Below are 14,015 nucleotides of genomic sequence, written 5' to 3' on the forward strand. Positions count from 1 at the left end.
GTGCCGCGCTTCGCCCCCGGCGCGTCGACTGCAGGCCGTCGCTGGCTGATCGCGCAGTTCCCCGCGCCCCTACGGGGCACTGCATGATCCGCCGGACACGCCCTAGCGGTCATGCGGATGAAAGGGGCCCGGACCGCCGCGCGGTCCGGGCCTCTTCTCGTGCCGCCGGTGCTCAGCTCACGTCGAGCGCCGCGTCGTCGACGACGAAGTCGGTGGCCAGGGAGGAGTCCTCGGTGCCGGTGAACTTCAGCGTCACCGTCCGCCCCGCGAAGGAGGACAGGTCGAAGGACTTCTGGACGTAGCCGGAGGCGCTGTTCGCGTTGGACCACGAGGCCAGCGTGGTCGAGTCGGCCTGGAGGGTCAGCTTGTCGTAGGCGGTGCCGCCGCTCTCCTTGGTGTCGATGTGCAGCCAGAAGCTCAGCCTGGCGTGGCAGCCGGCGGGGATCGTCACGGCCTGCGCGAGGGTGTCGGTGTGGCTGCTGCCGTAGCCGTCGAGCCAGGCCTTCCAGGAACCGGAGTGCGCGGGCTGCGAGGAGCCGTTGTCGATCACGCCGGAGGACGCGGTCCACGGACTCGCGGTGCCGGTCTCGAAGCCGGGGTTGCCCAGCAGCTGGGCGGCCGAGCAGCCGCCGCCGGTGCCGGTGACGGTCCAGGTGAAGGACGCGCTGCCGCTCGCCCCGGTGCGGTCCTGTGCGGTGACGGTGACGGCCGAGGTGCCCGGGGTGGTGGGCGTGCCGCTGATCACGCCGGTTCCGGCGTCGACGGCCAGCCCGGCGGGCAGCCCGGTGGCGCTGTAGGCGAGCGTCTGGGAGGTGTCCGAGTCGCCGGCCTTGATCGCGAGCGAGACGGCCGTGCCGGCCGCGGAGGTCTGGTCGCCGGGGCTGGTCACGGTCACGGTGTTGCCGCCGGTGGTGCCGGGGGCGAAGGCGGCCGTGCCGTTGGGCGTGCCGAGCCCGGTGGGGCCGTCGTACCCGGAGCCGGCGGCGCACAGGTAGGACGGGGAGCAGCTGCCGTTGGCGCCGGAGGTCACGTCGTTGAGCGCCGCGGGGTGGGCGTAGGGGTACGAGGCCGGGTAGCCGCCCGCGGCGGGGGTGCCGGCCAGGGCGTAGACGGCCGCGACGATCGGTGCGGAGGCGCTGGTGCCGCCGTACACGTTCCAGCCGCCGTTCTGGTAGCTGTCGTAGACGGCCAGGCCGGTGGCCGGGTCGGCGACGGCCGAGACGTCGGCGACGGTGCGCTTGGCGCAGCCGCCGTCCTGCTGCCAGGAGGGCTTGGCGTCGTAGGCCGAGCAGCCGGAGCCCGCGCCCTGGCCGCCCGCACCGGAGCCCCACACGGACTCGCTCCAGCCGCGGCTGTTGCCGGCGCGGCTCAGCGTGGTGCCGCCGACGGCGGTGACGAAGCGGGAGGCCGCCGGGTACTCCACGCCGTAGCCGCTGTCACCGGAGCTGACGGTGATCGCGACGCCCGGGTGGTCGAAGTAGGCGGAGTCGGACGTGGGGTCCGTCGCGTCCTCGCCGCCGCCGTAGCTGTTCGAGACGTACTTGGCGCCCATGGCGACGGCCCGGTTCACGGCCGCGCCCAGGTCCTCCATGGAGGCGCTGTTCGCCTCGACCAGCAGGATGCGGCACTGCGGGCAGACGGCGCTGACCATGTCCACGTCGAGGGATATCTCGCCGGCCCAGCCGGAGTCGGCGGTGGGGTAGTGCGTCCCACCGTTCTGGTCGACCTTGCGGAAGCAGCCACCGGCGGTGGTGCAGGCGGGCAGGCCGTACTGCCGGCGGTACGTCGCGAGGTCCGCCTCGGCGTTGGGGTCGTCGTACGCGTCGATGATCGCCACCGTTGCGCCGGCACCGGCGCCGGCCGGCAGGGCGTAGGCGCTGCGCAGGTCGGCGGGGCCGTAGCCGGAGGGCGTGGCGTTCGCGCTGAGGCCCAGGTGGTGGGCGACGTCGGTGCGCGCCAGGGCCAGGCAGGCCATCCGGCCGGCGGTCGTGGGCCGGGCGCACAGGCGCTGCGTGGGGACGGTCGAGGAGGCGGTGGCCTGCGATGCCGAGGTCGCGGGGGGCGCGGCGGCACCGGGGGAGGCGGCGATCAGGCCGCCGGTGACCAGTGCCGCGAGGGAGAGGAGCGCCATGGTGGCCCGGCCGTGGGGCCGGCTGGTGCGGAAGGATCTCTTCGAGTGCACGGAAAGCCCTCCATCGGGGGGTGTGGGGTGCCCTGGGGTGCGGGCGACGGCACGGAAAGGCCGCGAGAAGGGGTCAAAGAATGTCGCGAGCATGACAAATTCCGCGCCGGAAAAGTGCCACCCGGTGGGCGGTGGCACGGCTCGAACGTAACGACGCCCGTCGCCAAGGAACAACTGACCCGATGGCAAAGGCTTGCTATCGGGCGCCTCCTGGTTTCCCCGTCGTCGCACCTGCCGCCGGGCGGCTTCGGGCGGTTTGCGAGCCCCCTACGCCGATCGCGTGACATACCTCGCATCACCCGTTCACCGGCACTGCGGGCGGAACATTAGACTCGACGGATCTAGAAGCTTCAGGCTTCTTTTGCAAGCTTCTACAAGCCGACAGCTCGATGAAGGAGGCACGGGTGGCCCTGCTGACCCGCATCAGGGAACCACGCGACCTGGACCGGCTGAGCCCGGAGCAGCTCGACCGGCTGGCCGCGGAGATCCGCTCCTTCCTGGTCGAGGCGGTCTCCAAGACCGGCGGTCACCTCGGTCCCAACCTCGGCGTGGTGGAGCTCACCATCGCCCTGCACCGGGTCTTCGACTCGCCGCGGGACAAGGTCCTCTTCGACACCGGCCACCAGGCCTACGTCCACAAGCTGCTCACCGGCCGCCAGGACTTCTCCAAGCTGCGCAGCAAGGGCGGCCTGTCCGGCTACCCCTCGCGGGCCGAGTCGGCGCACGACGTCATCGAGAACAGCCACGCCTCCACCGTGCTGGGCTGGGCCGACGGCCTGGCCAAGGCCAACCAGGTGCTCGGCCGCAAGGACCACGTCGTCGCCGTCATCGGCGACGGCGCCCTGACCGGCGGCATGGCCTGGGAGGCGCTCAACAACATCGCCGTCGCCAAGGACCGCCCGCTCGTCATCGTCGTCAACGACAACGAGCGCTCCTACGAGCCCACCATCGGCGGCCTCGCCAACCACCTGGCCACCCTGCGCACCACCGACGGCTACGAGCGCTTCCTCGCCCGCGGCAAGGACCTCCTCGAGCGCACCCCCGTCGTCGGCAAGCCCCTCTACGAGACGCTGCACGGCGCCAAGAAGGGCCTGAAGGACTTCATCGCCCCCCAGGGCATGTTCGAGGACCTGGGCCTGAAGTACGTCGGCCCCATCGACGGCCACGACATCCAGGCCCTGGAGTCGGCCCTGCAGCGCGCCAAGCGCTTCAACGGCCCCGTCCTCGTGCACTGCCTCACCCAGAAGGGCCGCGGCTACAAGCACGCCGAGCAGAACGAGGCCGACCGCTTCCACGGCATCGGGGCCATCCACCCCGACACCGGCCTGCCCGTCGCCTCCGGCGGCGCCAGCTGGACCTCGGTCTTCGCGGACGAGATGGTCGAGCTCGGCCACGAGCGCGCCGACATCGTCGCCATCACCGCCGCCATGATGCAGCCCGTCGGTCTCGGCAAGTTCGCGAAGGCGTTCCCCGACCGCGTCTACGACGTCGGCATCGCCGAGCAGCACGCCGCCACCTCCGCGGCGGGCCTGGCCACCGGCGGCCTGCACCCGGTCTTCGCCGTCTACGCCACCTTCCTCAACCGCGCCTTCGACCAGGTCCTGATGGACGTGGCCCTGCACAACTGCGGCGTCACCTTCGTCCTGGACCGCGCCGGCGTCACCGGCGACGACGGCGCCTCCCACAACGGCATGTGGGACATGTCGATCCTGCAGGTCGTCCCCGGCCTGCGGATCGCCGCCCCGCGCGACGCCGACCAGCTGCGCGCCCAGCTCCGCGAGGCCGTCGAGGTCAAGGACGCCCCCACCGTCGTGCGCTACTCCAAGGGCACCGTCGGCCCGGCCGTCGAGGCCGTCGGCCGCGTCGGCGGCATGGACGTGCTGCGCCGGCCCGCCGAGGACGTCGTGCGGCCGGACGTCCTGCTCGTCTCCGTCGGCGCCCTGGCCCCCATGTGCCTGGAGATCGCCGACCTCCTCGACAAGCAGGGCATCACCACCACCGTCGTCGACCCCCGCTGGGTCAAGCCCGTCGACGCGGCGCTGCCCGGCCTCGCCGCCGAGCACCGCGTCGTGGTCACCGTCGAGGACAACGGCCGCGTCGGCGGCGTCGGCTCCGCGGTCGCCCAGGCCCTGCGCGACGCCGGCGTCGACCTGCCGCTGCGCGACTTCGGCATCCCGCCGCGCTTCCTCGACCACGCCTCCCGCAAGGAGATCATGGCGGAGATCGGGCTCACCGCCCCCGACATCGCCCGTCAGGTCACCGGCCTGGTCGCCACCCTCGACGGTCGCCTGGAGCAGCCCGCCCCCGGCGAGACCGACACCGCCGAGGTCGTGCGCGACTGACGTCCCCCCGCCGCCGTGCACCACAGGGCCGGCCGGTACCACCTCGCGTGGTCCGGTCGGCCCTTTCGGCATGGAGGGCCCTGCCCTCCATCGGGTGAATCCGCGGCGGCATGGCCGTGCTCACCCCTTCCGGGCCCGGATCATCGCGGACACTCGCCCAGTTCGGGTGGACGAGCGATGCCGACCAGGTGGAGGTGAGCCGATGAGCGCACAGCACGGTCCGACGGGCGCGCGGGCGGGCCGCGGCGGGTGGGGCCGCAGCGGCCTGTTCCGTACGAAGACGGTGGAACAGTCCATCCAGGACACCGAGGAGCCGGAACACACCCTGCGCCGGGACCTGTCGGCCTTCGACCTCACCGTCTTCGGCGTCGGTGTCGTCATCGGCACCGGCATCTTCGTCCTCACCGGGAAGGTCGCCAAGGAGAACGCCGGTCCCTCCGTCGCCGTGGCCTTCGTCGTCGCCGGTGTGGCCTGCGCGCTGGCCGCCCTGTGCTACGCGGAGTTCGCCTCCACCGTGCCGGTCGCCGGCTCGGCGTACACCTTCTCGTACGCCTCGCTGGGCGAGCTGCCCGCCTGGATCATCGGCTGGGACCTCATCCTGGAGCTGGCGCTGGGCTGCGCCGTGGTCGCCGTCGGCTGGTCCAGCTACATCCGCTCGCTGCTGGACAACGCCGGCTGGCACCTGCCCCAGGCCCTGACCGGCTCGCACGACGGCGGCTTCGGCTTCGACGTGCTGGCCTGCGTGCTCGTCCTGGCCCTGACCGGCATCCTCGTCGCCGGCATGAAGCTCTCCTCGCGCGTGACCGCCGTGGTCGTCGGCGTCAAGGTCACCGTGGTGCTCATCGTCATCATCGCCGGCTCCTTCTTCGTCAGCGGGGCCAACTACCACCCCTTCGTCCCGCCCTCGAAGCCCGCCGTCGGCGGCAACGGGCTCGCCGCCCCCCTGATCGAGCTGATCTTCGGCTTCACCCCGTCCGACTTCGGCGTCATGGGCATCTTCGCCGCGGCGGCCGTCGTCTTCTTCGCCTTCATCGGCTTCGACATCGTCGCCACCGCCGCCGAGGAGACCCGCAACCCCCAGCGCGACGTGCCCCGCGGCATCCTCGGCTCGCTGGCCATCTGCACCGTGCTCTACGTGGCCGTCTCCATCGTCGTCACCGGCATGCAGAAGTACAGCGAGCTGTCCACCGACGCCCCGCTGGCCGACGCCTTCAAGGCCGCCGGCGCCCCCTTCTGGGCCGGGCTGATCAGCTTCGGCGCGGCCGTCGGCCTGACCTCCGTGTGCATGATCCTGCTGCTCGGGCAGAGCCGGGTGTTCTTCGCCATGAGCCGCGACGGGCTGCTGCCCCGCTTCTTCTCCACCGTCCACCCGCGCTACGGCACGCCGTACCGCTCCACCGTCCTGCTGGGCGTCGTCGTCGCCGTCGTGGCCGGCTTCACCTCGATCGACGTGCTGGCCGAGCTGGTCAACATCGGCACCCTCTTCGCCTTCGTCGTCGTCGCCCTCGGTGTGATCATCCTGCGCCGCACCCGCCCCGACCTGCCGCGCTCCTTCCGCACCCCGTTCGTGCCCGCCGTCCCCGTGCTGTCCGTCCTGGCCTCGCTGTGGCTCATGCTCAACCTGCCCGCCGAGACCTGGCTGCGCTTCGCCGTGTGGATGGCCCTCGGAGTCGTCGTGTACTTCGCCCACGGCCGGCGCCGCAGCCGGCTGGGCCAGGGCGAGACCCCGACGGCACCCACGGTCTGAAAGGGCCCCTCCGCGCGCGGTACGGCCCTATGCCGGCCGCACCGCGCGCGGGCCGAGCACCTGCGCGCCGTGCGCCCGCACCCGCTCGCGCAGCTCACGGTCCGCCGTGACCACCGCGCAGCGCCGCCCCGGCTCCCGCTGCGCCACCAGCGCCACGATGCGCTCGTCCCCGCTGCCGTCCGCCGCCACCACCCGCACCCCGGGCACGGACGCCACGCCCCGGGCCGCGCCCTCCACCACGAGCACCACCTCCAGCGGGCCCGGCAGCGGCGGATCCGCGACCGGCCCGGGCAGCCCCCCGGCGGCGTACGCCACCAGGCGCTCGCGCAGCCGCTCGGTCGCCCCGTGCCGGTCGCGCCACCAGCCGTCGGGCACCGAACCCACGACATTTGCCGCATCCACGATGAGAAGAGCACGCATGCACACCAGCCTTCCATGGCCCCCGCCGGCCCCAAAACCCCAGCTCAGGACAGTGTTATCGTCAGGGTTCGGCAACATCGCGACGATGAGGGCACCACTGTCCCGAGGAAGGCTGGTCAGCGAGTCATGGCAGTGCGCACGGCCATCACCACCGGCTGGTTGCTGCGGGGCGGGGACGGCCGCCTGACGGCCTACGCCCCGGCCCCCGGCGGGCTCCTGCGCTGGACCCAGAACCGGCCCGGCGGCCCCGAGTGGACCGGCCCCCAGCACCTGGAGGTGCCCGGCCTGGAGCCCCACCTGTCCATAGCCCGGAGCGCCGAGGGCTACGTCTACATCGCCGGCCTGCGCCGCCGTACGCACGAGGACGGCCGCACCGAGACGGACGTGGTGTACTCCACGCAGTTCCAGTCGGGCCGCGCCATGACGAACTGGCGCACCATCGGCACCCCGTACGGCCGTGACTGGGACAAGGCCGGGCGGATCGGCTTCCCCGTCGCCGCCGCCGACACCACCGGCCTGCACCTGTACTTCCGCAACGCCGGCGGCGGTGTCAGCGGCCGCCGCCAGGACGCCCGCGGCATCTGGGGTCCCTGGCTGGACCTCGCCGGCAGCCGTGTCGCCGACTCCGGCTCCGCCGCCGTCACCGACGACGGGCGCATCGAGCTGGCCGTGCCCGGGCCCGACCACGTCCTGCGCTGGCGGCAGGACGAGCCCGGCACCCAGCCGCAGCGCACCGCGAACACCGCCGGGAAGGCGGTGCCCGGCTCCTTCTCCTCCGCTCCCGCCGGCGAGGGCCGCATCGCCCACTTCTGGCGCACCGAGGGCGACGGCGTCCTGCACGTCCGCATCGGCGACGACGTCCGCGCCCTGCCCTCCCTGGGCGGCGGCAGCGGCCCGGTGGCGGCCCTCGGGGGCGTCCTGGCCCAGCGCGCCGACTCCGGCCGGGTGCAGGTGGCCGCCTACCGGCCCGGCAGCGAGCCGGGCGACGTCTCGTGGAGCGACACCGGAGCCGACTGCATCGGAGCCCCGGCCCTCGCCCACGACGGCGCCGGCCGCCTGACCCTCGCGGCGATCGCCCCCGACGGCGGCCTGTGCCTCACCCACCGCCGCGGCGAGGACGGCGCGGCCTTCGGCGCCTGGGCGCGCGCGTAGGAGCGCTCGCAGCAGACCGGGGCCGGACGCGGGCGCACAGCGCGTCCGGCCGGATGCGCCCGGGGTCCCTTCGGGCGCATCCGGGCCGACATCGCACCGCGGTGCTTTACTTCGTCAACTGGCGACTCGACTATCCCTTTTGTCGTATTTCATATGAAGGGATAGTGCCCCGTGAGAGCAGCAGTCCTGTACGGAACCCTCGGATCCCTCCTCCTCACCGGGCTCACCGGCGTCCCCTCCGCCCCGGCGCACGGCCTCGCCACCGCCGAGGCCCGCGGCGTCGCCCTCGCCGCCAAGCGGGCCGCAGCCCGGGGCGTCGACTTCGACGACTGCCCCGCCGTCGAGGGCCTGCCCGCTCCCATCGAGTGCGGCACCGTCACCGTTCCGCTGGACTACGCCCACCCCGACGGCAAACAGATCAACCTCACCGTCAGCCGCTCCCGCGCCCTGGGCGGGGGAGCCCCCCGGCAGGGCGCCGTCGTCTTCAACCCCGGCGGCCCGGGCGGCAATGGCATGTTCTACCCGCTGCTCGCCCGCCTGCCCCAGTGGCGCGCCATCGCCGACGCCTACGACCTCGTCGGCTACGCGCCGCGCGGCGTCGGCCGCTCCGCCCCGCTGACCTGCCTCGGCTCCGCCCGCTCCGGCGGCAGCCTGCAGGCCCCGGAGCACCCCAGCGAGGAGTACAAGAAGCGCCAGATCGCCAAGGCCCGCGCCTACGCCGGCGCCTGCGCCCGGCGCAACGGCTCGGCCCTGCAGCACTTCACCAGCCTCAACAACGCCCGTGACCTCGACGTCCTGCGCGCCGCACTCGGCCAGAAGAAGCTCACCTACGTCGGGGCCTCCTACGGCACCTACTTCGGCGCCCTGTACGCCGCGATGTTCCCCACCCACGTGCGCCGCATGGTCTTCGACAGCGTCGTCAACCCCGACCCCCGCAAGATCTGGTACGGCAACAACCTCGACCAGTCCCTCGCCTTCGAACGGCGCTTCGGAGACTGGCGCCGCTGGGCCGCCCGCCACGACTCCGTCTACCGGCTCGGCAGCACGGCCGAGGAGGTGCTCGACTCCTACGAGGACGCCGCCGACGGCCTCGCCGACCACCCTGCCGGCGGCGTCGTCGGCCCCGCCCAGCTGCAGGCCGTCTTCCTCAAGGCCGGCTACTCCGACAACTACTGGGCGCGCGCCGCCGACGCGCTCGCCTCCTACCTCGACGGTGACGAACGGCCGCTGCTCACCCTGGCCGGCGGGGCCGCCGGCCACTCCGCGGACAACGAGAACGCCGTCTACACCACCGTCGAATGCAACGACGCGCCCTGGCCGCACTCGTGGGAGCGCTGGAACCGCGACAACACGCGCGTCGCCGCCCGCGCGCCGTTCGAGACGTGGAGCAACGCCTTCCTGAACCTGCCCTGCGCCTTCTGGCAGGTACCGCGCCAGCGCCCCCTCGACATCCGCATGCCCCGCGGTTCGGGCCTGCCCCCCACCCTGCTGCTGGCGGCCGAACGGGACGCGGCGACCCCGTACAAGGGGGCACTGGAGCTGCACCGGCGACTGGCGGGCTCGGCGCTGGTGACCGAGCGCGGTGCCGGTACGCACGGCATCGGCGGCGGCCCCAACACCTGCGTCAACCGGCACCTGGAGCACTACCTGCTCACGGGCGAGGTGCCCACCCACGACGTCACCTGCGCCGGTCGGGCGGAGCCGCACCCGGCGTAGGCCGCACCCGCGGCGGATCTTCGTCACGCCCCACCACGGCGCCCCGTAGGGGCGCGGGGAACTGCGCGATCAGCCCGCGACGGCCCGCAGCTGACATGCCACCCTGGAGGCAATCTGCGGGCGCGTCGTGGCTTGTCGCGCAGTTCCCCGCGCCCCTACGGGGCACTGCGTGATTCGCCGGAAACGTCCTAGGCCAGGCCCGCGATCAGGTCCGCCACGGCCTTGCGGCGGCCGGTGTAGAAGGGGACCTCCTCGCGCACGTGCATACGGGCCTCGGAGGCGCGCAGGTGGCGCATCAGGTCGACGATGCGGTACAGGTCGTTGGCCTCGAAGGCCAGGATCCACTCGTAGTCGCCCAGGGAGAACGAGGCGACCGTGTTCGCGCGGACGTCGGGGTAGCCGCGGGCCATCTTGCCGTGGTCGGCCAGCATGCGACGGCGGTCCTCGTCGGGCAGCAGGTACCAGTCGTACGAGCGCACGAACGGGTAGACGCTGACGTAGTCGCGCGGGGTCTCGTCGGCGAGGAACGCCGGGATGTGCGACTTGTTGAACTCCGCCGGGCGGTGCAGGGCCATGTTCGACCACACCGGCTCCAGCGCCCGGCCCAGCCGCGTGCGGCGGAAGCGGTTGTAGGCGTCCTGGAGGGCGTCGGAGGTCTCCGAGTGCCACCAGATCATCACGTCGGCGTCGGCCCGCAGGCCCGACAGGTCGTAGGTGCCGCGCACCGTGACGTCCTTCTCGGCGAGCTGGGCGAAGAGCTCCTCGACCTCGTCGGCCCAGCCGGCGCGGTCCTGCGGCAGCACGTCGCGCAGCTTGAACACCGACCAGAGGGTGTAGCGGATGACCTCGTTGAGGTCCTTGGCCTTCTTGCCGGCGTTCGGGATCTTCTGCGCGTCAGTCATGGCTCCTATTGTCCCCCCTCGTCCCGCGCGCCCTCGGCCAGGGTCGCCAGAAGCTCGCCCGCGGCGCGGTGCGCGCTGGAGACGCAGGCGGGGATGCCCACGCCGTCGTACACCGCGCCGCACACCGCGAGGCCGGGGAGGCGGCCGACCTCCTGCCGGATGCGCGCCACGCGCTGCGGGTGGCCCACCGGGTACTGCGGCAGCCCCGCGTCCCAGCGGGTCACGCGTGTGTCGACGGGGGCGGCGGCCAGGCCGACCGCGTCGCCGAGGTCCTTCAGCGACATCGCCACCAGCTCGGCGTCCGGGCGCAGCAGGTCCTCCTCGTCGCCGTACCGGCCGACCGAGGTGCGCAGCACGAACAGGTCCGGGCCGGCGTCGGCGTTCCAGCGCCACTTGTTGCTGGAGAAGGTGGACGCCTTGATCGTGCGGCCGTCGACCGGCGGCACCAGGAAGCCGCTGCCCTGCAGCAGCCCCTCCACGTCCGAGCGGCGGAACGCCATGGTGACCAGAGCCATCGAGGCGTACTCGACGCCCGCCAGATCGTCGACGACGCCGCCCGCTCCCGCGCCGCGGCAGACGCGGGCCAGGATGCGTGCCGCGTCGTGGGCGGGCGTGGCCACGACGACACCGTCGGCCGCCAGCGTCTCCTCGCCCACCTCGACCAGCCAGCCCTCGCCGTGGCGCGCGACCTGTGTCACCGGTGCGTGCGTACGGATCTCGCCGCCCAGCGCCCGCACGGCGTCCGCGACCGCGAGCGGCAGCCGACCGATGCCGCCCTCGATACCGACGAACACCGGCCCGCCCGGGCGGGGCGCGGCAGCGGCCCTGGCCTGCAGGGCACGGACGGCGGCCGTGAGTGAGCCGTGCGTCCGCGCGGCCTCGAAGAGCTGGGGGACGGCGCTGCGCAGCGAGATGCGGTACGCGTCACCGGCGTACACGCCGCCCAGCAGCGGCTCGACCAGCCGGTCCACGACCTCGCGGCCCATGCGCTCGGCCACCAACGCGCCGATCGCCACGTCCTCGCCGAGCTCGGCCGGCGGCAGCTTCTCGTCCCGCGCGACGCGCGCCAGACCCTCGGCGGAGAGCACGCCGGAGGCGGCCAGCGCGCCGAGATCGCCGGGCACGCCCATCATGTGCCCCGTCGGCAGCGGCCGCAGCACGCCACGGCTCCAGATCGCCGCGGTCGCCGACGGCGGCCGCAGGGCCTCGCCCAGACCCACCGCCCGCGCCAGGTCCACCGCCTCCGGGCGGCGCGCCAGCATCGACTCGGCCCCCAGGTCCACGGGCATGCCCGCGATCTCCCCGGCCAGCAGCTTGCCGCCGACCCGCCCCGAGGCCTCCAGGACGGTCACGCGTACCCCCCCTTCGAGCAGCCGGTGGGCTGCCGCCAGCCCGGAGATCCCGCCACCGATGACCACCACGTGCCGCGAAGGGGTGTGCGCTGCGCTCATGTGCCCACTGTCTCAAACCCCCGGTCGGCAGCCACCGGCAGCCCATTGACAGCACTGTGCGCCCCGCGAAGACTCGCGCGCACGAGTCGTCCCACCCGCCCCGACCGTTTACGGAGAACCCATGAACGACCGCATCCGGGATGTGTACATCGTCGACGCCGTCCGCACCCCGGTCGGCAAGTACGGCGGTGCCCTCGCCGGCGTGCGCCCCGACGACCTCGCCGCGCACGTCGTGCGCGCCCTGGTCGCGCGGGCCCCGCAGCTGGACCCGGCGCGGATCGACGACGTGGTCCTCGGCAACGCCAACGGCGCGGGGGAGGAGAACCGCAACGTCGCCCGCATGGCCGTCCTGCTGGCCGGCCTGCCCGTCCGCGTACCCGGCGCCACCGTCAACCGGCTGTGCGCCTCCGGCATGGAAGCCGTCGTCCAGGCCTACCGGGCCATCGCCCTCGGCGACGCCTCCGTGATGATCGCCGGCGGCGTCGAGTCGATGAGCCGCGCCCCCTGGGTGCTGCCCAAGCCCGAGCGCGGCTTCCCCGCCGGGCACCAGGACCTGTACTCGACCACGCTCGGCTGGCGCATGACCAACCCCGCCATGCCGCCGCGCTGGACGGTCTCCCTCGGCGAGGGTGCCGAACTCGTCGCCGACAAGCACGGCATCACGCGCGAGGAGCAGGACGCCTTCGCCCTGGCCAGCCACCGCAAGGCCGCCCGGGCCTGGCAGGACGGCGCCTTCGACGCCGAGGTCGTCCCGCTGCCCGAGGTGACCGCCACCCGCGACGAATCCATCCGCGACACCACCTCGCTCGAGGCGCTCGCCGCCCTCAAGCCCGCCTTCCGCAAGGACGGCGGCACCGTCACCGCCGGCAACTCCTCCCCCCTCAACGACGGCGCCGCCGCCCTGCTGCTGTGCGACGAGGAAGGCCTGCGCACCACCGGCCGCGAACCCCTCGCCCGCATCCGCGCCACCGCCGTCACCGGCATCGAGCCCGACCTGTACGGCCTCGGCCCCGTCGAGGCCGTACGCCGGGCCCTGGCCAAGGCCGGCCGCGGCTTCGCCGACCTGACGGACGTCGAACTCAACGAGGCCTTCGCCGCCCAGGCCCTGGGCTGCCTCGCCGAGTGGCCGGAACTCGACCCCCGCCTGGTCAACCCGCACGGCGGCGCCATCGCCCTCGGCCACCCCCTCGGCTGCTCCGGTGCCCGCCTGACCGGCACTCTCGCCCACCGCCTCGCCGCCGCCGGCACGGGCACGGGCCTGGCGGCCCTGTGCATCGGGGTGGGGCAGGGACAGGCGCTGGTCCTGGAACGCTGACCGGGCGGTACGGGGGATTTGACGGAATCGTCCATTCCTTGTGCGTGATCGGTAACAGAGCCATGTGGCAGGCGGGTCGAGGGTGATTCCTGGTGAAGACTCTGGCTTCCGTCCAGAGTCGATCACAGGGAGCACCATGAACAGTCCTGCCTGCACCAACCGCACGAGCCCCAGGACCCGCACGAGCCTCGGGGGCTGGAAGTCCACCGCCCTCGGGGCCGCGGCGGTCGCCGCGCTGCTGGGGACCATGACGGGTGAGGCGAGCGCGGCCGAAGGCCCCGGCACGGCGAACACGGTCGCCGCCTGCACCGCGGACGCCCTCACGGTCTCCGCCACCACGGAGCCCACGGACGACACCGAGGCCAGACACCTCCTGATCACCGCCCGGAACGTCGGCGACAAGGAGTGCGCCCTCTACCGCCATCCCCGCATACGGCTCGGTGCCGATGCCCGCACCACGGTCCCCGTGATCGAGGACAGCGACCCGGACCCGGGGGTGCCCGTCACCCTCGCCCCGGGCGCCAAGGCGTACGCCGCCCTGCTGGTCAGCGGGGGCGCCAGGGACGTGTACGAGGCGAAGAGCATCACGCTCGGCCTGCAGGGCCGCACGCCCGGCAGCACCACGAGCGAGCCGATCGACGTCCCCCTGCCCGTGGACACGCTGTACGCGGACGACGGGCAGCTCGTCACCTACTGGACGACCGCTTCCGGCTTCGCCCTGGACTTCATCATGTCGAAGTGACGCATCGCCCCGCCGCCTGCGGAACGGCGGGAATCGAACGGGAGGG

General features: G+C 73.4%; 10 protein-coding genes. 6 read left to right on the top strand and 4 right to left on the bottom strand.

The genetic code is table 11. The annotated features are described in order from the left end of the window. Positions 1-172 precede the first annotated feature (172 nt). A complete protein-coding gene (locus AB0K17_RS04310) occupies positions 173-2,131 on the bottom strand; it encodes a putative Ig domain-containing protein (RefSeq protein WP_365982227.1) in 1,959 nt (652 codons plus the stop codon). Positions 2,132-2,586: 455 nt separating this feature from the next. On the opposite strand from AB0K17_RS04310, the gene dxs reads away from it, so the two are divergent. Both dxs and AB0K17_RS04320 read left to right on the top strand, forming a co-directional pair. Further along, positions 2,587-4,524, top strand: coding sequence for a 1-deoxy-D-xylulose-5-phosphate synthase (gene dxs / locus AB0K17_RS04315; protein ID WP_365967056.1), 1,938 nt, complete (start codon positions 2,587-2,589; stop codon positions 4,522-4,524). 202 nt (positions 4,525-4,726) lie between these two features. Further along, positions 4,727-6,271 carry an amino acid permease gene (locus AB0K17_RS04320; RefSeq protein ID WP_365982052.1) on the top strand — a complete coding sequence of 515 codons (1,545 nt, stop codon included), beginning with the start codon at positions 4,727-4,729 and terminating at the stop codon, positions 6,269-6,271. Positions 6,272-6,298: 27 nt separating this feature from the next. On the opposite strand, the gene AB0K17_RS04325 is transcribed toward AB0K17_RS04320, so the two are convergent. Then, a complete protein-coding gene (locus tag AB0K17_RS04325) occupies positions 6,299-6,691 on the bottom strand; it encodes an NTP pyrophosphohydrolase (RefSeq protein WP_365982053.1) in 393 nt (130 codons plus the stop codon). Positions 6,692-6,817: 126 nt separating this feature from the next. On the opposite strand from AB0K17_RS04325, the gene AB0K17_RS04330 reads away from it, so the two are divergent. Then, positions 6,818-7,843 carry a hypothetical protein gene (locus AB0K17_RS04330; RefSeq protein ID WP_365982054.1) on the top strand — a complete coding sequence of 342 codons (1,026 nt, stop codon included), beginning with the start codon at positions 6,818-6,820 and terminating at the stop codon, positions 7,841-7,843. A gap of 171 nt (positions 7,844-8,014) precedes the next feature. After that, positions 8,015-9,559, top strand: coding sequence for an alpha/beta hydrolase (locus tag AB0K17_RS04335; protein WP_365982055.1), 1,545 nt, complete (start codon positions 8,015-8,017; stop codon positions 9,557-9,559). 188 nt (positions 9,560-9,747) lie between these two features. Here the strand turns inward: AB0K17_RS04335 and hemQ are convergent, their stop codons facing one another. Together hemQ and hemG are read right to left on the bottom strand one after the other, a co-directional pair. Then, positions 9,748-10,461: a hydrogen peroxide-dependent heme synthase gene (gene hemQ / locus AB0K17_RS04340; protein ID WP_365967051.1), complete on the bottom strand. Its 714-nt coding sequence runs from the start codon at positions 10,459-10,461 to the stop codon at positions 9,748-9,750. Between the two features lie 5 nt (positions 10,462-10,466). Further along, positions 10,467-11,912 (bottom strand): protoporphyrinogen oxidase, encoded by a 1,446-nt coding sequence (gene hemG / locus AB0K17_RS04345; protein WP_365982056.1) that lies wholly within the window; start codon positions 11,910-11,912, stop codon positions 10,467-10,469. A 121-nt stretch (positions 11,913-12,033) separates the two neighbouring features. On the opposite strand from hemG, the gene AB0K17_RS04350 reads away from it, so the two are divergent. Together AB0K17_RS04350 and AB0K17_RS04355 are read left to right on the top strand one after the other, a co-directional pair. Beyond that, a complete protein-coding gene (locus AB0K17_RS04350; protein ID WP_365982057.1) occupies positions 12,034-13,227 on the top strand; it encodes a thiolase family protein in 1,194 nt (397 codons plus the stop codon). Between the two features lie 136 nt (positions 13,228-13,363). Further along, a complete protein-coding gene (locus AB0K17_RS04355) occupies positions 13,364-13,969 on the top strand; it encodes a DUF4232 domain-containing protein (protein ID WP_365982058.1) in 606 nt (201 codons plus the stop codon). Positions 13,970-14,015 lie beyond the last annotated feature (46 nt).

The organism is Streptomyces sp. NPDC049585, from assembly GCF_040675615.1.
Classification (GTDB): Bacteria; Actinomycetota; Actinomycetes; order Streptomycetales; family Streptomycetaceae; genus Streptomyces; species Streptomyces luteosporeus.

What these genes read in the sequence shown, in the direction of transcription:
- AB0K17_RS04310 (WP_365982227.1), bottom strand. Translation starts at nt 2,131, where the DNA reads ATGGCGCTCCTCTCCCTCGCGGCACTGGTCACCGGCGGCCTGATCGCC.
- AB0K17_RS04320 (WP_365982052.1), top strand. Translation starts at nt 4,727, where the DNA reads ATGAGCGCACAGCACGGTCCGACGGGCGCGCGGGCGGGCCGCGGCGGG.
- AB0K17_RS04325 (WP_365982053.1), bottom strand. Translation starts at nt 6,691, where the DNA reads ATGCGTGCTCTTCTCATCGTGGATGCGGCAAATGTCGTGGGTTCGGTG.
- AB0K17_RS04330 (WP_365982054.1), top strand. Translation starts at nt 6,818, where the DNA reads ATGGCAGTGCGCACGGCCATCACCACCGGCTGGTTGCTGCGGGGCGGG.
- hemQ (WP_365967051.1), bottom strand. Translation starts at nt 10,461, where the DNA reads ATGACTGACGCGCAGAAGATCCCGAACGCCGGCAAGAAGGCCAAGGAC.
- hemG (WP_365982056.1), bottom strand. Translation starts at nt 11,912, where the DNA reads ATGAGCGCAGCGCACACCCCTTCGCGGCACGTGGTGGTCATCGGTGGC.
- AB0K17_RS04350 (WP_365982057.1), top strand. Translation starts at nt 12,034, where the DNA reads ATGAACGACCGCATCCGGGATGTGTACATCGTCGACGCCGTCCGCACC.
- AB0K17_RS04355 (WP_365982058.1), top strand. Translation starts at nt 13,364, where the DNA reads ATGAACAGTCCTGCCTGCACCAACCGCACGAGCCCCAGGACCCGCACG.